We start from the raw sequence: 18,571 nt of genomic DNA on the forward strand, positions 1-18,571 counted from the left end.
CGGAATGAAGATCGGATACACGCCGCGAGAGTGGAACACGTCGCCTACCGTGGCTATCGCAGGTGGCGCATGGCTGACAGTCGATGGCGGCGCCGCGTGCGTGGACGGGGAGCCATCGCGCGTCGCACGCTATCAGGCAGCCGGCGTCGCCACCGTGACGCTGACGCTACCGAGCGCGGTGCCGGTCGGCGTGGCGGCTGTGCTGGGACTGAAAGGCGTGGTCCCCGGCGCCGGTGTCACGGTCACCGCTGGAGGCCAGGTTGTCCCAGGCGAGGTGCAGGAATTCGCTGATGGCACGTTGGGCGTGTTCGTTCTGGTGATGGGTGCCGCGGCATCCAACACCGTGCAGTTCGCGCTGCCGGCTGGGACGGTTGACGTGGGCGAGCTGGTGGCGCTGCCGATCACTGACATCGAGCATGAGGCCGACTGGAGCGTGGAGGTAGTAGACCCCTCGGAGATCGGCCGCACTCGCGGTTCGAGTCTCTCCACGCTGCAGCGCGTCCCTTATCGCCGCCTCGATGCGCGATTGGCCGCCGTGGGGAAGGCCGCTGTACGTCATGGCGGCTTGCCGGGAGGTATGGACCTGGAGCGTCTCGCCGCCGTCACGGCAGGTGGCCGGCGCTGCCTGTTCGTGCCTCGCTATCGCACGCCAGCCGGCGGGGTCGACAAAGCAGAGCTGAATGCCTCGGCCATCTACGGCAAGGGGCGTGTCGGTACGGCGCAGCATGTGTCTGGCGATTGGTACCGCAGCAGCTGCTCTATCGAGGAGGTGCCCGCCTACTAAGAACAGGGCGACGGCCAGGCACCGGCAAGTGCCCAGCCGCCGCCATCACCAACGCGTCTTGACCGCGTGATTCTGGCCTTGGCCCTGCTGCTCCCGCGAGAGCAGGGTCAGTCTGGCCAACACCCATCGCACGAGTTGAGACATGCCGAAATTGAATACGTTGTTCCCCTGGCCAGGCGGTAAGACCCGGCTTCTTCCGCACCTGCTGCCCCTGCTCTCTGCCAACCCGCACAGCACTTATGTCGAGGCATTTGCCGGACGTTCTGGCCGTGTCGTCACCCAATGCAGCCCACCCCTATGGCCCACCCGGAACCGCGCGTGGGGCTTGGGCCGGATCTCAGTGACTGCCTCTCCCTTGGTCGTTTCACCGCGCGCGAACTTGGCACTGACCAGCCGGCCCGGGTCTCGGAACTCGTCCGGCAGGCGCTCCTCCACGTATCCAAGGAGGGCGGTCGTGGGGCTTCGGGACCTGGCCCATGACCCCAGGTCGCCGTCGGACAGGATTACGAAGTAGGCGGCGTCGCAGGCAGGCATGGGGCTATCGTAGGCGCCCTCAGAAAGGGTGTCATTTGGCAGGCTGTGAAGGGTGATAGACGGCGCGTTTAAGCCCCTTCAAGCGCATTTATCAAGCCATGTGACGCTATTTAGCAAACCATTCGCCGCTTTACAGAGTGGTTATATGCGTTTCGCTTGTCTGCGGCCTAACGCCTGAGTTAAGCCGACCTGCGTAGCGGAGGCGGCTGCATGGCAAGCTTTTTTTGCCATGCGGTCGCTGTAGCGAAGTAGGTTCGGCTTGAACGAATAGTTAGGCTGCAAGGTAGCTTCCGCAAGCCGAGAGTGCACCCGCCGCGACCAGGAGATGTGGCCGGAGCCGACGACCTGGCTTGAAGATGTGTCTGAAGCATGCGTCGAGTGCTAGCGAGCATGAAGCGGCGGGCCAACGGGCGAGGGACGTTCTGGAGCCTGATGAGTGCTTCACCGTGGCCCGCCACGCCGGAAAGTTCCCGGAGCCCAACCCACCGTGGCACCGAAGGCGAGACACGAAGCGTCGAGTGCAAATGACGCGAAAGACCAGCAGAAAGGCGAGTGGTTATATGCGTTTCGCTTTTCTGCGGCCTAACGCCTGAGTTAAGCCGGCCCGCTGAGCGGGCGCGGCGATGGTTCAATCATAGCGCCAGCGCCGAGACCGCGAAGCGGGCTCGGCTTGAACGAATTGTTAGGGCGCATGCCCATTTGCAGCGCCGTAGTGATCCTGCCAGAAGCGCTCAACCTGATTGATGTTTTGGTCGGGGGCAACGTTGCAAACAAGTGTGAGACGCATGGTTTCCCCCACACGGACCGCCTGAGCCATTCTGCGGTGAATTGCACGGAACTGATCGGGCTTTCCTTTACGGTAGGGACGCCCTTGCAGGATGTTGTTCACGTTCCGTCGGTATTGCGTGCGCGGCCTTTGTGCTCCACCAGATGCCTTTCCCACGTAGCGACAGCACACCGTTCCATCGGATCCGATGATCTCCCAGAGATAGATGAGAGGGCGCGACGGATCGACGTCGCTGGCTCCTTCTTCAAATCGCATCTGGATGTCCGACATGCGCCCTAACGCCTGAATTAAGCCGCGCCGCGAAGCGGCGTCGGCTTGAATGAATTGTTAGCACTCACCTCAGTCAAGCCCAAGCAGATCCCACCTGCTCAAGTACTTGTTCTCCGTGTCGCGGAACTTGCGCATAGGGGTGTCGTTGCGCTTCTGACCATTTTTACCTGGCGAGGCGAGCCACTTTGCATGATTTGTACGAGCGAACTCCGAGACATGGCTGCGTGGAACTATGTAGTACTCAGGTGCGTCGAGGTCATTTAAGCGGACAAAGACAAAGAACAGGTTGGTGGCAAGCTCGGTCTCAATTTTCTGGTTGAGCATCCACTCCTTGCCGCGACTCTGGTTGGTCTTGACCTGAATCCCAACGCTCTTTGTTGCATCTGCGTTTGACGCAAGAATATCTATTCCGCGAGTGTTCTTTAGAGTGAGCGAAGCTATGTAGCCACGACGCGAAAGCTCGGCGCCGACGAAGTACTCGCCAGCTACGCCGGATAAACCTGTTGTCAGACGCGATCGTTGTGCCATGTGGGTGCTAACGCCTGAGTTAAGCCGTGGTGCTGCACGGCCACAATAGGGCAAGAACTTACCCTAAAAGATTGTGGCCGTGAAGCGCCATCGGCTTGAACGAATTGTTAGACCAGATTGGCCTCAAAATTCCTTCAGATAGAATTTACGATACCCCTAATAAGTGCAGATTCATTAAATCTTATTTGAGGGCCATCATCTGTATTTTCGATAATGTACTCATGTCTGCTACTAAGAAGTGGATTTCTGTCATTGTCAATCTGAACGCTACAATGATAGACACCCGACTCTTCATCAGAATCTAGGGTTTCGAAGAGTCCTAATTTGACATTATCTACGAAATCTGCGCCGTCCTGGCCCGGGAAATTAGCCTTGAAGTTAGGATGCATCTCGTCAAAAGTCTGTTCAATAGCATCTTTCAGCAGACTTTTCCCGCTAGAATTGGCGCAAGTCGATGGGCCGCCACAAGCGGTGAGAAAGCAAGTAATAAATCCTGCAGCGATAATGTGACGCATGTTTCCCCCTGTTTCGGTGAAGTTATTTGTGAAGCGCAATCATTGTGTCTGTCTTTTTTGGCTAAAGCAACATCGGAACGTTGTTTTTCTGGTCTAACGCCTGAAATAAGCCGTGCCGCGAAGCGGCATCGGCTTGATTGAATTGTTAGACGGCAAACTCGAGCCAATACTTGTGCAGGCCAACAATATTAGACGAGCACAGCATGGGCATTGCCGCTTTGATCTTCTCCAGTGACCAATTCCACCACTCCATCTCCAGAAGCAATGAAATTTCCTCATCGGTGAAGCGTTTCTTAATCTTCTTAGCGGGATTGCCGCCAACGATAGCGTAAGGCTCCACATCTTTTGTCACCAACGAGCGGCTGCCTATCACCGCACCGTGCCCGATCTTGATTCCGGGCATGACCATTGCCTCAGAGCCGATCCAAACGTCATTGCCAATGACAGTATTACCTGCTTTTTGGAAGGCATCGAGTGCGCTTGAGAATGCAGGTTCTTCCTGCATATAAAAGAACGGGAAAGATGATGCCCAGTCGTACCGATGCCCCTGATTGCCAGCCATGATAAAGGAAGCCCCACTCCCGATAGAGCAGAAACTACCGATGATCAACTTATCAACGTCATCACGGTCCGGAAACAGATACCGTGCGCAGTCATCGAATGAGTGCCCATGATAGTAGCCAGAGTAATAGCTGTACCGCCCAACTTTGATATTGGGGTTCTTCACTTGCTCAGAAAGCAGCTTGCCTTTGAAGGGGCTATCAAAGTAGTTGGTCATAAGAGATCCCGCGGTCTGTGACTTTGCCGTCTAACACCTGAGTTAAGCCGACCTGCGTAGCGTAGGCGGCTGCATGGCAAGCTTTTTCTGCCATGCGGTCGCTGTAGCGAAGTAGGTTCGGCTTGAACGAATAGTTAGGCTGCAAGATAGGTTCCGCAAGCCGAGAGTGCAACCGCCGCGACCAGGAGGTGTAGCCGGAGCCGACGGCCTGGCTTGAAGATGTGTCCGAAGCATGCGTCGAGTGCGAGCGAGCATGAAGCGGCGGGCCAACGGGCGAGGGACGTTCTGGAGCCTGATGAGTGCTTCACCGTGGCCCGCCACGCCGGAAAGTTCCCGGAGCCCAACCCACCGTGGCACCGAAGGCGATACAGGGAGCGTCGAGTGCAAACGACGCGAAAGACCAGCGGAAAGGCGAGCGGTTATATGCGTTTCGCTTTTCTGCGGCCTAACGCCTGAGTTAAGCCGCGCCGCGAAGCGGCGTCGGCTTGAACGAATTGTTAGGCCTCTCATGCGTCATCGCAGCGAGGATCCCACCGTGGTTCACGGAAAACCTCGTGCAGAGGCAGTAATTCTCCAGTTTCCGCGAACCGATATGGCCCATAACCTGCTTGGAACCAACGCTTAAGAGAGACTGCGTGCAAGCTTGCTAGTTGCTCTTTTGTATGATGCCAGTGCGGCGGCAAGATTGCGAAAAACAAGTCATTGACCACCAGCTTGCTCCGCAATTTTAGCGAAAGAAGCATGTGTCGTACGGTGCCTCGCTTAGCGATGCGATCCGCTTTTGGGTGTGTCAACAAGTAGCGCAGCCCTTGTGATGCTTGACCAAAATTAAGAGCAGCGTGTTTGGCGTATTCCTCGATCCATTTGGACATTTTTCACCTCGAAATCAAAATTGAAAAATTGTTCTTTGGTGATCGCGAGCTGAGACATGGCGTTTCTCCTGAATATTTGTGTGGCTGTTTATCTTACTGAAAGACAAGTTGGAAGAAAGCTGAGGTGCGGCCAAGGCCTAACGCCTGAGTTAAGCCGTGGTGCTGCACGGCCACAATAAGGTAAGAACTTATCCTAAAAAATTGTGGCCGTGAAGCGCCATCGGCTTGAACGAATTGTTAGGCCACTTGCGACGGGAGTGCGAACCATATATCTCCAACGCTAGGCTCGCGGCCCAAGCTATACCAATACTCTATGACACGATCCACTCCGGTCTCTCCGGGAGCGATAAGGTCCGTGCGAAAGTTCCAGCGGTCTGGGTCTCTGGAACCTTGTACTGGAAGTGCTCCAGCAGTGAGTAAACCACGAACTGCAGCTCGTACTGCGTCTTCAAGTCCAGAGCCGGACAAACCGAATTCATGAGTGAGTGTTGGCATGACTTGCCAGAGCCCGACTGCATCTACGTGAAGTTCGTTCGGTATGCGGAGAAGCCACTCCGATAGTCGCGTTCCGAAAAAACTGTGAGTCGGTTCACCTGCAATTTGCATGAGTGGCCTAACGCCTGAATTAAGCCGCGCCGCGAAGCGGCGTCGGCTTGAATGAATTGTTAGGTGCCATAGACGGCGGACACCCGGTTGGCAAGCTTGAAATGCTCGAACTCATACAAGTGTGCCAGACGGTCTGAGCGGCGAGGCCGAGCAGATGTGTCCGTGTACATGTAAATGTGAAGCCGGCCAGCGGGCTGCTGCTGTGCGTGAATACGCAGCTCGGCAGGCGACATGAACCAGATGCTCTCACTGGAAAGGTCAACGAGCGCCACGTAATGAGCGGGTGTGTCATTTGGAACCCACCAGTCAAGCGCGAGCTTGCCCTTGCCGCCACCGGGTTTTGATTGAAGGTTGGTCTTGACTTGAACTGTGATGGGGTGAGGTAGCTTGGGAGAGTAAGTGACAAGGTCAATGCCTGTGTCGGTGCTCATTGGAGCTGACTCAATGCCACGCAGTAGTAGCTGGTACTGCACCAGAAGCTCGCCGCACTTGCCGATTTGTGCTTTGGCTAACGACATACTTTCCAATGGCACCTAACGCTGGAGCTAAGCGGCCACATCAATCGCGTAGCGATTGATTGGTCCGCTTGAGCGAAATGTTAGGCGGCGCTCCGACCAAGCCTTGCCTAATGAAGTCCAAGCAACGCCAGAACTTGGCTCGCAAGCTCGCCTGGCGAACTCGATGCATCTAGTGGAACGCCAAGTTCGTGTCCGTAACATCCAGAGAAAACTGTGTGCTCCTCGGCAAACACCTCCAACTCGTACGATCGGTCAAGTCCGGTTGCACTTGCTCTACGCTCAATACGTCGGAGGTTCTCCTCAACCGGCAATGTCAAACGGAAGCAATGAACGTCTGAGTCAAGCTCCGAAAGCTTGGCGCGAAACTGACTGAGGTCGGCGGGAACGGTCCACAGGTGATTGAGAACGAAGTTGCGGTAGCCGACGCTCTGATAGTGAGCAATGAGCAGTGTGCTCACAGAAAGAAGCGTTTCCTGCTCATTGGCAGGAGGTGGATTGAGTTCGATGAGGTGGTCGCCGTCAAGCATGGCGCACCAATCAACCCGTTCCGTCAATGCCTCAGATAGCGTGGATTTACCGATTCCGAGCGGTCCATTAAGCAGAATAATCATGCAAAAACTCGGTTATGTACTCACTACAATCTTGCCACGCCATCCGCACGCCGCCTAACACTTGAATTAAGCCGACGGGCGAAGCCCGTTCGGCTTGAATGAATGGTTAGGCCGCGCCGGTGGTCACCACCCAAGCGATCCACACGACGACGGTGCCAAATACCGTTAACGGCCCTAGTAATACCACAAGCCAGAATGGCATGCGCCTGAGCGCTGCCGCCAGATATGCGGCCAGAGAACCACCTAGCAAAACTGCTACCGAGAAACCAGTATTGCCGTATCCGCGCGCCTCCACTGGGAAAAGCAGCCGAAAGAACAAAAACAAGAGTAGAGGAATCAGCACAACCCCAGAACCAAATGCAACCAGAGAGCGTGGGAACCATCGGCGCTGTGCGGTGGCGCTTGCCAACTCGGATGCGGGTGGTTGATACGGATTGGTCATTTGCTGTGCGGCCTAACACCTGAGTTAAGCCGCGCTGCGTAGTGGCACGGCGTTGTGCTTGAAGTTAGCACAAAAGGCCGGGCCACGAAGCGGCGTCGGCTTGAACGAATTGTTAGATGCGCAGCCGCTACTTTTTAATCTGGGCAAACTTCCAGGACAGCTTTCCGCCGCTTTCGTTCGCCGCCTTAGTCAGAGTAGAGCTCAAAGCATTGAACGTATCGGCGTTGAACATCATGGTTTTCTGAGCCATGAGAATGTACTGAATGTGACCAGTGTCAGATTGAATGACATCTAGGCTTGGGTCGAAACCATTTTCCAACAGTCGCCTTGCTAGCGCCTCAAATTGTTTGGGTTCGCTATCGAATACGATGATGACGCCAAGCTCGAAAGGCTGTGACCTGTCTATTTCCAGTGTTACGGTCTGATCGGTGTGATGGTCGCTCGTCCGTGGTGATGCTGAGCCGCATACCGGGAGCAAGAGGACTATTGCCGTGAGTAAGAACTTAATGAGCTTCATGGATGGCTCCTGCGCATCTAACACCTGAGTTAAGCCGCGCTGCGTAGTGGCACGGCGTTGTGCTACACGCTAGCACAAAAGGCCGGGCCACGAAGCGGCGTCGGCTTGAACGAATTGTTAGGCGCGTGGTTAACGGAAGACGCGTTTTATGACCTGATCAGGAGGGGTCAGCGGACAATTCTCAACGCCTTGGGCTCCGCCCCATGCAGTAAACGAACGGTTCTTTGGCTCATGCATGGCGCCCCGCAGCAACTGGTAGCTCAGTTGAGTCGCAAGTACTCTGGAGTTTTTCCTGTCTCTAACACGAAATATGAAAGGCCGAATGTCATATCTGTCCGGCGCGCCATATGCATAGTCAACCACGTACCTCGCTTGTACTTGCATCTCTTCGAAGTTTAGTACCTGCTCTGCATTGCAAACACCGCGAAAAGCTTTCGTGGCTTCATCAAGTGAGCGAACAAGTATGTACTTATTTTCAGGGCAGGCTCCGAACTTAGGACCTTTCTTATTCGATGGCCAAACAGCAGCATCCAAGTGATCATTGCCTGTGAAAAGGGCCTCCAGCAGATAGCCAGGTGCGTACTCCAAATCCAGCGTCGAAATTTTTGCCTTGCCGACTGGTTCGCCGCGCCCGCCCTCACTATCAAATGCGGTATATGTGAAGGGCTCAATCTGTGACGGATCTGGCTTTGTGCCTCGAATGGATCCATAGCTCCTCATCAGAAGAACTGCGGCGTCCGCTGAATTGTCCAAAATTCTTTCTGAGGCGGAACTGCAGCGCTTAGAGAGCTCGGCGAACTTTTGCTCATCGGATGGTGCCCAGGTGCAAGCAGAGAGCGTCAGTGTTGCGAAAAGTGCAGCGATGAACTTGACCATGCTGTGAGCGCCTAACGCCTGAGTTAAGCCGGAGCGCTTTGCGGCCGCGGCGTTGTGACAATTTACAGAACAACTCCGCGGCCGCGAAGCGATCTCGGCTTGAACGAATTGTTAGACCGCGCTTAGAAGAACTCATCCAAGATCCGGTAGTACTCAATCTTAGCTATGTTCGGATTTGGCTCTCCATACTCGATGAAGAACTGGTTAGTGAGTTCTGGTCCAAATACCGCGTCAATGTTTCTCGATGCAAGCGCCAGGTCTTGATACTTATCGGCAAGCCCGACCCGACCGCAGTCTATGAAGCCGACGAAGGCATTACCTTGGAAGATGAAGTTCTCGGGACAGGCGTCGCCATGTGTGACTACCAGCTGCTCCGCTCCAGGCATTTGTATAAAAAGTTGCTCGTAAACATCCCGCGCCAGCATGCCTTGCCTTGCGTGATCAAAGTCCTCCTCATCAACTAACCCGGCTTCCAAACGGCCCGAAGCCAGCTTCAGTCGCAGGTGGAGCCTTTCGTCGAATGGGCAATCGTCAGGCGAGATCGAATGGAGGTCGCGTAACGCTCGTGCCATCTCTGCAACAACAATAACTGGATCTGCATCTGCGGCGTCAGCGGCATTGTGGCCAATCAATGCTTTTGTCAACAGGATGGTGACAGTTGAAGTCGAGACATATGAGATCACTTCCGGTACGAGAGCTCGTGTTCTGAGCCATCTAGTGCGCTGATGCTCTTGATGAATTTCTTGAGCAGAAGATCCGGAGGCGTACTTTAGATACGCGGTATTGCGATCAGGAAATAGAACTCGAATCACTCGAGCATCTGACTGACCATACTCAACTTCTTCAAAAGTGCATTCATCCAACAAGGGTGAAAGCAAATTCTTTAGTTCAGATACTTCGTCGAGGGCGACTGTCATAGCGGTCTAACGCCTGGAGTTAAGCCGCGGTGCGTAGTGGCAAGCGGCGGGTTAGGCTGCAAGCCTACCCGCAAGCGCGGCCACGAAGCAACGTCGGCTTGAACGACCTGTTAGGCGCTGATGACGCTGTTCCCCGTTCACCGCGCGATGCTGGCCGCGCTTGCTGCCGACGCAGAGTCTGAAGGAACGCGCGACTACAAAAGCGCTGCAAGCTCGCGTCCAAGCGCGCTTGACCGCAGCGCAGCAACGCTTTTGTAGCAGGTCGCGCTCAATTCAGTCGATTGCTCTTGATCCGGAATTGCCGTGGGCAAACCCTCACGGCTTTCGCTGTGGCTGTTTAATGAGAGGCCGAGATAATCGGCACTGCAGCCTAACGCCTGAGTTAAGCCGCGCTGCGTAGTGGCACGGCGTTGTGCTAGAAGCTAGCACAAAAAGGCCTTGCCACGAAGCAGCGTCGGCTTGAACGAATTGTTAGGGCGCAAGACGTTTAGACCCGCACGCCCACATGACAAGAATACCCGCGACCGCTAACGCCGCCGCTGGTAAGCGCCACAATGATATGTGTGGCAAAGACGGGATTCCGGTCACAAAGAGACCAACTCCCGCACCTGCCAAAGTAACAGCGCCGACGAGCCGTATCGTGTTAGGCGAGCGAACCGTTGATGGAGCAGTCAGAAAAAGCATGCCAAGAATTGCACGTGCTACTACGCTCATTGGCCAAGCAGGAGGGCTTTGTAGCCAGCCAACCAGGGAACGAAATTGCTCAGGAGCCGCAATTCCAACTACGCCTTCAACCGCGAGTAGCGCCCCGGCAGTAAGAACTATGGATCGCGGCATCCTCACTTCTGCGCCCTAACGCCTGAGTTAAGCCGCGCTGCGTAGTGGCACGGCGTTGTGCTAGAAGCTAGCACAAAAGGCCGGGCCACGAAGCGGCGTCGGCTTGAACGAATTGTTAGACCGGCGAGCGTGTGCATTGCAGTCTTGAATTCTCGTGCTTTTCCGCATCGCGGCGGCCTTTGCCGTTGTGCAGCTAAAGATCGCATTGACCCGGTCTAGCGTCCGGAACCGCGAGCGAAGAGGCGGGCGCGAACATTGTCGAGTGCGATGATCTGTGGTTTGGGCTTTTGGCTCTGCACGTGCGAAGCAGGTGCGCATTAGAGCGGTGCGATTTATCGCTCTGCGGCATTAAACCGTTGACCTATCAACGCCGGTCTAACGCCTAATATATTTTAAATGGACGGGATAGCGCAGCAGCGACGATCCACCTATCGCACTGAATCCTATCCGACGCCGGGAGTTTTCCCTAAATTTCGTTCCATCTCAAGATGTGATGCTCCGCGTTATGCGTCATGGAGCGGATGTAATGGAATTGGGACCCAAAAGCAGGGCTGTAACCATCAGGTATCCGTCTCGTAGTGCTACGGGTGCCGGCGTTTTGAAGGAAGACGAAGAGGATTACGGCGCCGCTCCTCCCGGATCTTTGAGCAAGACAGGCCGTTCGCCTGTGAGGGCCCCGGAGGCTGCAGGGTCACCTCCAGGCCGGAAGGCCACGATGAACGCACAAAGTGGAGCCGACTTCCTCCCCGCCCGCAACGCAGATCACGGCCGGTTGATGCGCGAAGCCGAGGAATTCCAAACCGGTCTCCTCGATCAGGTACGTGCCCGCCTGCACGCGCTGCACTACAGCAAGCGCACCGAGCAGGCCTATGTCGGGTGGATACGCCGGTTCGTCATCGCCAATGGGCGTCGGCATCCGCGGCATCTGGGGGGTGACGAGGTCGAGGCCTATCTCACGCGGCTGGCGTCGAAGGCCCAGGTTTCCGCATCGACCCAGAACCAGGCGTTGGCGGCGCTGCTGTTCCTCTATCGCGACATCCTCAAGCAGGACCTGCCGTGGATGGACAAGATCGTGCGGGCCAAGCGTTCGCGGCGCATCCCGGTGGTGCTGTCGATGGACGAGCTGCAGCGCCTGTTGATGATGATGGATGGCCAGCCGTGGTTGATGGCGGCGCTGATGTACGGCACCGGTATGCGCTTGATGGAGTGCGTGCGCCTGCGCATCAAGGATGTGGATTTCGATCGCAAGGAAATCCTGGTGCGCGATGGCAAGGGTGCGAAGGATCGTCGCGTGCCCTTGCCGCAGAAGCTGCGTGAGCCGCTGGAGCACGCCATCGAGCGCGCGCGCTTGCTGCATGCGCATGATCTGGCGCGCGGACTGGGCCGGGTGTGGTTGCCGATGGCGTTGGCGCGGAAGTATCTCAACGCCGATCGCGAGCTCGGTTGGCAGTACGTGTTTCCGGCGGCCAAGCCGTCGCGCGATCCGGCTTCGGGGATGGTGCGGCGTCATCACGTGGACGAGGGGATCTTGCAACGCGCGGTGAAGAATGCGCGCACCAGGGCCGGGATCCTCAAGCCCGCGACCTGCCACACCTTGCGCCATTCCTTCGCGACGCATCTGCTCGAAGCCGGGCACGACATCCGTACTGTGCAGGAACTGCTCGGCCACAAGGACCTGTCGACCACGCAGATCTACACGCACGTCCTTGGGCGTGGGGCGGGTGGCATCCTCAGTCCCTTCGACCGGCTCTGATCAGGACGAAATCTTCAGCAGCGCGAACACGCCACGCGCGAGTTGCATGCGCGAAGCGACATCCGGCAGATCCAGGTTGTTGAGCCGCAACTTGTCGCCGCCATCCATCTGGTAGCGCTTGGGCTGGCTCTGGATCATACGGATGATCGCCATCGGGTCGATGTCGGGTTGGGCGACGAACTGCAGCCGGCCGTTCTTCTCGCCGATTTCCAGCTTGCGGATGCCGAGCGCGGTCGCTTCCTGCTTGAGTTCGGCGATGGCGAACAGGTTCTTCGTCGCGTCGGGCAGCAGGCCGAAGCGGTCGATCATCTCCACCTGCAGTTCGCGCAGGGCATCGACGTCGCGGGCGGCGCTGATGCGCTTGTAAAGCGTGAGCCGCGTGTGGACGTCGGGCAGGTAATCGTCGGGGATCAGCGCCGGCGCGTGCAGCTCGACTTCGGCACCACGCTGCGACTGGCCATCGGCATCGGGCAGCTTGCCCTGCCTGATCGACTTGACCGCGCGTTCCAGCAGCTCGGTATAGAGCGAGAAACCGACTTCGGTCATCTGCCCGCTCTGTTCCTCGCCGAGCAGTTCGCCGGCACCGCGGATCTCCAGATCATGGGTGGCGAGGGTGAAGCCGGCGCCGAGTTCGTCCATCGAACTGATTGCGTCCAGCCGCTTCCGCGCATCCTCGGTGATCGAGCGGCGGTCGGGGATGACGAGGTAGGCGTAGGCGCGATGGTGCGAGCGGCCGACGCGTCCGCGCAGCTGGTGCAGCTGGGCCAGGCCGAATTTGTCAGCGCGGTTGATGATGATGGTGTTGGCGTTGGGGATGTCGATGCCGGATTCGATGATGGTCGATGCCAGCAGCACGTTGTAGCGCTGGCGGTGGAAGTCGAGCATCACCTGTTCCAGCTCGCGCTCGGGCATCTGGCCGTGGGCGATGCCGATGCGTGCCTCGGGCACCATCTCTTCCAGCTCGCGCTTCATCCGCACGATGCTTTCAAGGTCGTTGTGCAGGAAGTAGAGCTGGCCGCCGCGCGAGAGTTCGCGCTGGAAGGCTTCGCGCAGCAAGGCGCCATCCCACGGGGTGACGAAGGTCTGCACCGCGAGGCGGTTGGCCGGCGGCGTGGCGATGATCGAGAGATCGCGCAGGCCGGCCATCGCCATGTTCAAGGTGCGCGGGATCGGCGTGGCGGTGAGCGTGAGCAGGTGCACGTTGGCGCGCAGCGCTTTCAGCGCTTCCTTGTGGCGCACGCCGAAGCGTTGTTCCTCGTCGACGATGACCAGGCCGAGGTCCTTGAAGCGCACGTCGGGCTGCAGCAGCTTGTGGGTACCGACGATGACGTCGATCTCGCCGCGCTCGACTTTCTCCAATGCCGCGAGCGTGTCCTTCTTCGACTTGAAGCGCGACAGCACTTCCACCTTCAATGGCCAGTCGGCGAAGCGGTCGCGAAGCGTGCGGTAATGCTGCTCGGCGAGCAACGTGGTCGGCACCAGCACGGCGACCTGCTTGCCGGCGGTGGCGGTGACGAAGGCGGCGCGCACGGCGACCTCGGTCTTGCCGAAGCCGACATCGCCGCAGACCACGCGGTCCATCGGTTGCGATGACGACAGGTCGCGGATGACGGCTTCGATCGCCGCGTGCTGGTCCGGCGTTTCCTCGAACGGGAAGCTGGCGGCGAAGGGCTCGTACATCGCGCGGTCGACATCGATGGCGATGCCGGCGCGGGCGCGTCGCTTGGCCTGGATTTCCAGCAGTTCGGCGGCGACATCGCGGACCTTCTCGGCGGCCTTCTTCTTCGCCTTGGTCCATTGCTCGCCGCCGAGCGAATGCAGCGGCGCGGTCTCGGGCGACGCGCCGGAGTAGCGCGACACCAGTTGCAGCTGCGCGACCGGCACGTACAGGCGGTCGCCCTTGGCGTATTCGATGTCGAGGTACTCGCCCTTCTCGCCGCCGGCTTCGAGCGTGATCAGGCCGCGGTAGCGACCGACGCCGTGATCCTCGTGGACGATCGGCGCGCCTTCGGTGAGTTCACCGAGGTCGCGGATGATCGCTTCCGGCTCGCGGCCGGCGCGCTTGCGGCGGCGTGGCTGCGCGGCGCGTTCGGGGAAGAGCTGGCGTTCGGTGAGGATGGCGCGCAGCGGCACATCGGTGGCGAAGCCGTCATCGAGCGGGGCGACGGTGATGGCGAAGGTGTCGGCGGCGTCATCCAGCGCGGGCGCCACCTGCGGCTTGAGTGCGGCGGCGGAGAGCACTTCCAGCAGCGCCTCGCGGCGGCCGGCGGATTCGGCGGCGATGACCACCTGGCCCCCGAAGCTGCGCAGGAACGACTTCAGCGCGGAAGCCGGTTCCGCGTGGTGCTCGGCCAGCGGCAGGTTGGGCACCGCCTGCACGCCGAGCATCGACGCATCGCCATGTCGCGGGTGGCCGCTGCCGCAGACTTCGACACGCTGGCCTTCGTTGAGGCGTTCGCGCAGCGCGACCGGCGTCAGGTAGAGCGCATCGGGCGGCAGCAGCGGGCGTTCGGGATCGTGGCGGCGCTGCTCGTAGCGCTCGCCGGTCTGCAGCCAGAACTTGTCGGCGGCCTCGTTGACGCCTTCGCAGAGCAGCGGCAGGGCGCGCTCGGGCAGGTAGTCGAACAGGGTCGCGGTGCGCTGGCCGTTGCGGTCGGGCGCGAAGAACAGCGGCAGCCAGGCTTCGATGCCGGCCGGCGCGTGGCCGTTCTTCAGGTCCTGGTAGAGGGCGGAGCGGCGGGTGTCGATGCCGGCGTCGTCGCGCAGCGCGGCCATCGCCCGTTCGCGCGAGGCCTCGTCCATCGGCACTTCGCGGCCGGGCAGCAGGCGGACGGCATCGACGCGTTCGCCGGAGCGCTGGCTTTCCGGATCGAAGGCGCGGATCGAGTCGATTTCCTCATCGAACAGTTCGATGCGGTAAGGCGTGTCGGTGCCCATCGGATAGACGTCGAGCAGCCCGCCGCGCACCGCGAAATCGCCGGGGTCGAGCACCTGCGGCAAGTTGCGGTAGCCGGCGGACTCCAGCCGCCGCTTCTCGGCATCGAAATCCAGCCGTGCGCCGGTGCGGTAGTCGAAGCTGCCACCGACCACGTGCGAGACCGGCGCCAGCCGCTGCAGCAGGGTCTGCACCGGCACGATGACGATGCCGCGGCGTTGCGCGGGCAGGGCGTGGAGCGTGGCCAGCCGCTGCGAGACGATGTCCGGATGCGGGCTGAAACTGTCGTAGGGCAGGGTTTCCCAGTCCGGGAAGGGCAGCAGCGGCAGCGCGGGCGTGGCGCCGAGCAGGGTGCGGAGGTCGGATTCCAGCTGGTGCGCCTGCGGGCTGTCGGCCGCGACCACCAGCAGCGGGCCGTCATGCGCGCGGGCCGCTTGCAGGATGGCCCAGGCCAGGCCGGAACGGGTGCCGGGCGCACGCCACCAGGCGCGGGCATGGCCGGCGCGGGGCAGGAAGGGGCGGAAATCGGGGGTGGGCAACGACATGAGCCGCCCAGTTTAAAGCAGCGACCGGATGGCTCAGGCCTCGGTGTCTTCGTCCGGGTGTTTCTCGCGCAGGTCCAGCATCACCCGGAACAGGCCCGGCGTGTCCTGGTCCTGCTGGCGGATGAAGCCCAGGGATTCGCAGAGCGAGAGCATCGGCTGGTTCTGGTCGAGTACGTCGCCGAAGAGCCGTTCGACCTTCTGGCCGCGGGCCCAGCGCACCAGGCGCAGGATCAGGTGGCGGCCCAGGCCCATGGCGCGGATGTATTTGCTGACAAGGATCGAGAATTCGGCATCCGACGTCCCTTCGATCAGGAAGACGCGGCCGACCGCGCCGATCAGCGCTTCGCCGGCCGGATAGGGTTCGGCTGCGACCAGCGCGAATTCGGTGCGCGGATCGGGGTGGGTGAGGCGTTCGACTTCCTCGTCGGAGAGCTCCTGCACGGTGTGCAGGTAGCGGTTGCGGATCTCGTCCGGCTCCAGCAGCACGAATGAGGCCTGCAGCGGCGCGGCGTCCTCGGGGCGGATCGGTCGGATCAGCACCTCGCGGCCATTGGCCAGCTGGATGGATTCATGCCAGGGGGGGAGTCGATTACGGGCAACCATGCATTTATCCTGCCACGAAATCCGTGAACAGGGCGTTGCACATGACCGCCGCGAAACTGCGCAAGGCCCTGCTGGCGTGATCCGGCGTGACCGAAGACATTAAATGGCCATGACCGGGTCTGGTAGATGGGCGGCAAGATGCTCTGCGTGTTGCCCGACGATGCCAGCACCGGCCCGTGCTTCAAGGTGCCGGACGAGGACTTCCTCGCCCTGACCCACCGCCCCGGGATCAAGCCGGCACCCTACCTGGCCCGGGCCCGCTGGGTGTTGCTGAACGACCTGAAGGCCCTGCCGGACGCCGAGCTGATGGCCGCCATCCGCACCAGTTACGCATTAATCAAGGCCAAGCTGCCGAAGAAGACCCAGCGCGACATCGACAGCGCCTGACCGCGTTTGGGTGGATGACGGTCAGTGGGCGATGGCCGGCAGCCCGCGCATTCTGCGGATGCCGGTCACCACGGCCACGATCACCGCGCCCGCGGCGATGCCGACGCCGGCGTTGAACAGGTTTTGCCACAGCCAGCCCGGGGTCATGCGGTGCGCCGCCTCGGCCATGTGGTGCAGGGCCGGGATGCCGTGGACCAGGATGCCGCCACCGACCAGGAACATGGCCGCGGTACCCGCCCAGGACAGGAACTTCATCAGCTTGGGCGCGAAGGCCAGGATGCCGCGGCCGAGCGCGCGGGTGAAATTGCCGGCGCCTTCGCGGTTGAGGCGCAGGCCCAGGTCGTCGAGCTTGACGATGCCGGCGACCAGTCCGTACACGCCGACCGTCATGATCAGCGCGATCGCCACCAGCACCGCGAGCTGCTTCATGAACGGCACGTTGGCCACGGTGCCGAGCGAAATCACGATGATTTCGGCCGACAGGATGAAATCGGTGCGGATGGCGCCTTTGATCTTGTCCTTTTCGAAGGCAACCATGTCCACGTTTTCGTCCTGCACGGCGTGGATACGCTCGGCGTGGTGCGCCTCGTCGTCGGCCGGGCGGTGCAGGAAGCGGTGAGCCAGCTTCTCCACGCCTTCATAGCAGAGGAATGCGCCGCCGATCATCAGCAGCGGCGTGATCAGCGGGATGTTGATGCCCTGGCCGTGCAACCACTTCTCCAGCGCGGCGATGGCCAGAGCCGCCGGCACCAGGATCGCCTTGTTCACCATCGAGCCCTTGGCCACCGCCCAGACCACCGGTAGCTCGCGGTCGGCCTGGATGCCGCTGACCTGTTGCGCGTTCAGGGCAAGGTCGTCGCCCAGCACGCCGGCGGTCTTCTTGGTGGCGACCTTGGTCATCACCGAGATGTCGTCGAGCAGGGTGGCGATGTCGTCGAAGAGGGCGAAGAAGCTCGAAGCCATGGGAGTGCGATCTGCGCGGAAGGTGGGCGATTCTCGCACGCGGCCGCGCGATGGGCGCGTGGTGGCGCGGCTCAGGCCGGCGCGCGCAGCCACTCGACGTGGGCGCGGCCGTGGCCGTCTTCGCCCAGCATCCGGGCGAGGATGCGCAGCGGTTGCGCCAGCGCCGCATCGAACTGCCAGGGCGCGTTCAAGACCAGCAGGCCGCTGCCGTTCATGCGCAGCGGCGAGTCGTCCCGCCGCACCATCAGCTCGATGCGCAGCGCCGACCTGGCCGGCACCGTGGCGGCACGACGATGGAACGACGCCAGCGCACGGCCCAGCTTGATCGGGTACCAGAGTGCGACCATGCCCTGCGGCCAGCGGGTCAGGCCATCGCGGATGGCGGCGAGCGCGGTGTCGAATTCGGCCAGCTGCGCCTCGTACGGCGGGTCGATGAGGACGAGGCCGCGATTGAGCCGGGTGGCGCCGGCCTTGGGCGGCAGCAGCGCCTTCATCGCCGCGTAGCCATCGCGTTCGTGCACGGCGATGCGGGGATCACGCGTCAGGACGGCCTTCAATGCTTCGGCTTCGCCCGGCTGCAGTTCGCAGGCGGCGATGCGGTCTTCGGCACGCAGCGCATGGGCCAGCAGCCAGGGCGAGCCGGGATAGGCATCATCCCCATGCTGCGCGCGGCAGGCGGCCACGGCGGCCAGGTAACGGTCGAGCAGCGGGTCCAGCCCCGGCGCCAGCCTGGCGATGCCGCCTTCGGACTCGCCGGTGCGCGTGGCCTCGTCGCCTGAGAGCGCGTACAGGCCGCGACCGGCATGTGTGTCCAGCGCGAAACAGGGCGCGGGCTTGCTGGTCAGCGCGTCGCAGAGAGCGAGCAGCACGACATGCTTGAGCACGTCGGCGTGGTTGCCGGCATGGAAACCGTGGCGATAGTTCATCGCCGCATTCTCGCACCGACTTCGCATTGGCCACACATGCGGGCCCGATGGCGCGGTTAGGATGCGG

18 protein-coding genes are annotated in these 18,571 nt (G+C 60.4%); 3 read left to right on the top strand and 15 right to left on the bottom strand.

Features of this window, described 5'->3' with window-relative positions; genetic code table 11:
• Window positions 1-4: 4 nt before the first annotated feature.
• Window positions 5-784: a hypothetical protein gene (locus DCD74_RS02535; RefSeq protein ID WP_112925936.1), complete on the top strand. Its 780-nt coding sequence runs from the start codon at window positions 5-7 to the stop codon at window positions 782-784.
• A 1,216-nt stretch (window positions 785-2,000) separates the two neighbouring features.
• Here the strand turns inward: DCD74_RS02535 and DCD74_RS12600 are convergent.
• The 11 genes from DCD74_RS12600 to aph(3')-XV all read right to left on the bottom strand — a co-directional run bounded on the left by DCD74_RS12600 (window position 2,001) and on the right by aph(3')-XV (window position 9,555).
• The gene (locus tag DCD74_RS12600) at window positions 2,001-2,375 is read right to left on the bottom strand and encodes a hypothetical protein (RefSeq protein WP_162615877.1); all 375 of its coding nucleotides are present in this window, start codon (window positions 2,373-2,375) and stop codon (window positions 2,001-2,003) included.
• A gap of 69 nt (window positions 2,376-2,444) precedes the next feature.
• The gene (locus tag DCD74_RS02545) at window positions 2,445-2,903 is read right to left on the bottom strand and encodes a hypothetical protein (protein WP_112925938.1); all 459 of its coding nucleotides are present in this window, start codon (window positions 2,901-2,903) and stop codon (window positions 2,445-2,447) included.
• 134 nt (window positions 2,904-3,037) lie between these two features.
• Window positions 3,038-3,418 (bottom strand): hypothetical protein, encoded by a 381-nt coding sequence (locus DCD74_RS12605; RefSeq protein WP_162615878.1) that lies wholly within the window; start codon window positions 3,416-3,418, stop codon window positions 3,038-3,040.
• 145 nt (window positions 3,419-3,563) lie between these two features.
• Window positions 3,564-4,196 (bottom strand): type B-3 chloramphenicol O-acetyltransferase CatB3, encoded by a 633-nt coding sequence (locus tag DCD74_RS02550; RefSeq protein WP_000186237.1) that lies wholly within the window; start codon window positions 4,194-4,196, stop codon window positions 3,564-3,566.
• Window positions 4,197-4,702: 506 nt separating this feature from the next.
• Window positions 4,703-5,068 (bottom strand): hypothetical protein, encoded by a 366-nt coding sequence (locus DCD74_RS12820; RefSeq protein ID WP_217424278.1) that lies wholly within the window; start codon window positions 5,066-5,068, stop codon window positions 4,703-4,705.
• A gap of 665 nt (window positions 5,069-5,733) precedes the next feature.
• Window positions 5,734-6,192, bottom strand: a complete 459-nt coding sequence (locus DCD74_RS02555; protein WP_112925939.1) for a hypothetical protein — start codon at window positions 6,190-6,192, stop codon at window positions 5,734-5,736.
• Between the two features lie 107 nt (window positions 6,193-6,299).
• Window positions 6,300-6,803, bottom strand: coding sequence for a gentamicin resistance ATP-binding protein Gar (gene gar, locus DCD74_RS12610; RefSeq protein ID WP_162615879.1), 504 nt, complete (start codon window positions 6,801-6,803; stop codon window positions 6,300-6,302).
• A gap of 106 nt (window positions 6,804-6,909) precedes the next feature.
• Window positions 6,910-7,245, bottom strand: a complete 336-nt coding sequence (locus DCD74_RS12615) for a hypothetical protein (RefSeq protein WP_162615880.1) — start codon at window positions 7,243-7,245, stop codon at window positions 6,910-6,912.
• A 127-nt stretch (window positions 7,246-7,372) separates the two neighbouring features.
• Window positions 7,373-7,762 (bottom strand): ribonuclease E inhibitor RraB, encoded by a 390-nt coding sequence (locus DCD74_RS02560; RefSeq protein WP_112925940.1) that lies wholly within the window; start codon window positions 7,760-7,762, stop codon window positions 7,373-7,375.
• A gap of 129 nt (window positions 7,763-7,891) precedes the next feature.
• Window positions 7,892-8,638, bottom strand: coding sequence for a hypothetical protein (locus DCD74_RS12620; protein WP_162615881.1), 747 nt, complete (start codon window positions 8,636-8,638; stop codon window positions 7,892-7,894).
• A 122-nt stretch (window positions 8,639-8,760) separates the two neighbouring features.
• Window positions 8,761-9,555, bottom strand: a complete 795-nt coding sequence (aph(3')-XV, locus tag DCD74_RS02565; RefSeq protein ID WP_112925941.1) for an aminoglycoside O-phosphotransferase APH(3')-XV — start codon at window positions 9,553-9,555, stop codon at window positions 8,761-8,763.
• A 1,612-nt stretch (window positions 9,556-11,167) separates the two neighbouring features.
• Between aph(3')-XV and DCD74_RS02570 the strand changes: the two genes are divergently transcribed.
• Window positions 11,168-12,145, top strand: coding sequence for an integron integrase (locus tag DCD74_RS02570; protein ID WP_112925942.1), 978 nt, complete (start codon window positions 11,168-11,170; stop codon window positions 12,143-12,145).
• Here the strand turns inward: DCD74_RS02570 and mfd are convergent, their stop codons facing one another.
• Both mfd and DCD74_RS02580 read right to left on the bottom strand, forming a co-directional pair.
• A complete protein-coding gene (mfd, locus tag DCD74_RS02575; RefSeq protein ID WP_112927623.1) occupies window positions 12,146-15,619 on the bottom strand; it encodes a transcription-repair coupling factor in 3,474 nt (1,157 codons plus the stop codon). It abuts the gene before it with no gap.
• Window positions 15,620-15,658: 39 nt separating this feature from the next.
• Window positions 15,659-16,228, bottom strand: coding sequence for a GNAT family N-acetyltransferase (locus DCD74_RS02580; RefSeq protein WP_112925943.1), 570 nt, complete (start codon window positions 16,226-16,228; stop codon window positions 15,659-15,661).
• A 126-nt stretch (window positions 16,229-16,354) separates the two neighbouring features.
• Here DCD74_RS02580 and DCD74_RS02585 point away from each other — a divergent pair, with 126 nt between their 5' ends.
• Window positions 16,355-16,615, top strand: coding sequence for an MmcQ/YjbR family DNA-binding protein (locus DCD74_RS02585; protein ID WP_112925944.1), 261 nt, complete (start codon window positions 16,355-16,357; stop codon window positions 16,613-16,615).
• Between the two features lie 21 nt (window positions 16,616-16,636).
• Here the strand turns inward: DCD74_RS02585 and DCD74_RS02590 are convergent, their stop codons facing one another.
• Window positions 16,637-17,578, bottom strand: a complete 942-nt coding sequence (locus DCD74_RS02590) for a DUF808 domain-containing protein (protein WP_112925945.1) — start codon at window positions 17,576-17,578, stop codon at window positions 16,637-16,639.
• Window positions 17,579-17,649: 71 nt separating this feature from the next.
• On the bottom strand, window positions 17,650-18,504 hold the full coding sequence (locus DCD74_RS02595; RefSeq protein ID WP_112925946.1) for a 23S rRNA (adenine(2030)-N(6))-methyltransferase RlmJ: 855 nt from the start codon (window positions 18,502-18,504) through the stop codon (window positions 17,650-17,652).
• Window positions 18,505-18,571: the final 67 nt, after the last annotated feature.

This window comes from Lysobacter oculi (genome assembly GCF_003293695.1).
Taxonomy (GTDB): domain Bacteria; phylum Pseudomonadota; class Gammaproteobacteria; order Xanthomonadales; family Xanthomonadaceae; genus Solilutibacter; species Solilutibacter oculi.

Bases quoted from the DNA above. Each gene is read 5' to 3' on its own strand.
- DCD74_RS02595 (WP_112925946.1), bottom strand. From the start codon at position 18,504: ATGAACTATCGCCACGGTTTCCATGCCGGCAACCACGCCGACGTGCTC.
- DCD74_RS02535 (WP_112925936.1), top strand. From the start codon at position 5: ATGAAGATCGGATACACGCCGCGAGAGTGGAACACGTCGCCTACCGTG.
- DCD74_RS02545 (WP_112925938.1), bottom strand. From the start codon at position 2,903: ATGGCACAACGATCGCGTCTGACAACAGGTTTATCCGGCGTAGCTGGC.
- DCD74_RS02585 (WP_112925944.1), top strand. From the start codon at position 16,355: ATGGGCGGCAAGATGCTCTGCGTGTTGCCCGACGATGCCAGCACCGGC.
- DCD74_RS02580 (WP_112925943.1), bottom strand. From the start codon at position 16,228: ATGGTTGCCCGTAATCGACTCCCCCCCTGGCATGAATCCATCCAGCTG.
- gar (WP_162615879.1), bottom strand. From the start codon at position 6,803: ATGATTATTCTGCTTAATGGACCGCTCGGAATCGGTAAATCCACGCTA.
- DCD74_RS12605 (WP_162615878.1), bottom strand. From the start codon at position 3,418: ATGCGTCACATTATCGCTGCAGGATTTATTACTTGCTTTCTCACCGCT.
- DCD74_RS02570 (WP_112925942.1), top strand. From the start codon at position 11,168: ATGCGCGAAGCCGAGGAATTCCAAACCGGTCTCCTCGATCAGGTACGT.
- DCD74_RS12600 (WP_162615877.1), bottom strand. From the start codon at position 2,375: ATGTCGGACATCCAGATGCGATTTGAAGAAGGAGCCAGCGACGTCGAT.
- DCD74_RS02560 (WP_112925940.1), bottom strand. From the start codon at position 7,762: ATGAAGCTCATTAAGTTCTTACTCACGGCAATAGTCCTCTTGCTCCCG.
- DCD74_RS12820 (WP_217424278.1), bottom strand. From the start codon at position 5,068: ATGTCCAAATGGATCGAGGAATACGCCAAACACGCTGCTCTTAATTTT.
- DCD74_RS02590 (WP_112925945.1), bottom strand. From the start codon at position 17,578: ATGGCTTCGAGCTTCTTCGCCCTCTTCGACGACATCGCCACCCTGCTC.
- DCD74_RS12615 (WP_162615880.1), bottom strand. From the start codon at position 7,245: ATGACCAATCCGTATCAACCACCCGCATCCGAGTTGGCAAGCGCCACC.
- DCD74_RS02555 (WP_112925939.1), bottom strand. From the start codon at position 6,192: ATGTCGTTAGCCAAAGCACAAATCGGCAAGTGCGGCGAGCTTCTGGTG.
- DCD74_RS02550 (WP_000186237.1), bottom strand. From the start codon at position 4,196: ATGACCAACTACTTTGATAGCCCCTTCAAAGGCAAGCTGCTTTCTGAG.
- DCD74_RS12620 (WP_162615881.1), bottom strand. From the start codon at position 8,638: ATGGTCAAGTTCATCGCTGCACTTTTCGCAACACTGACGCTCTCTGCT.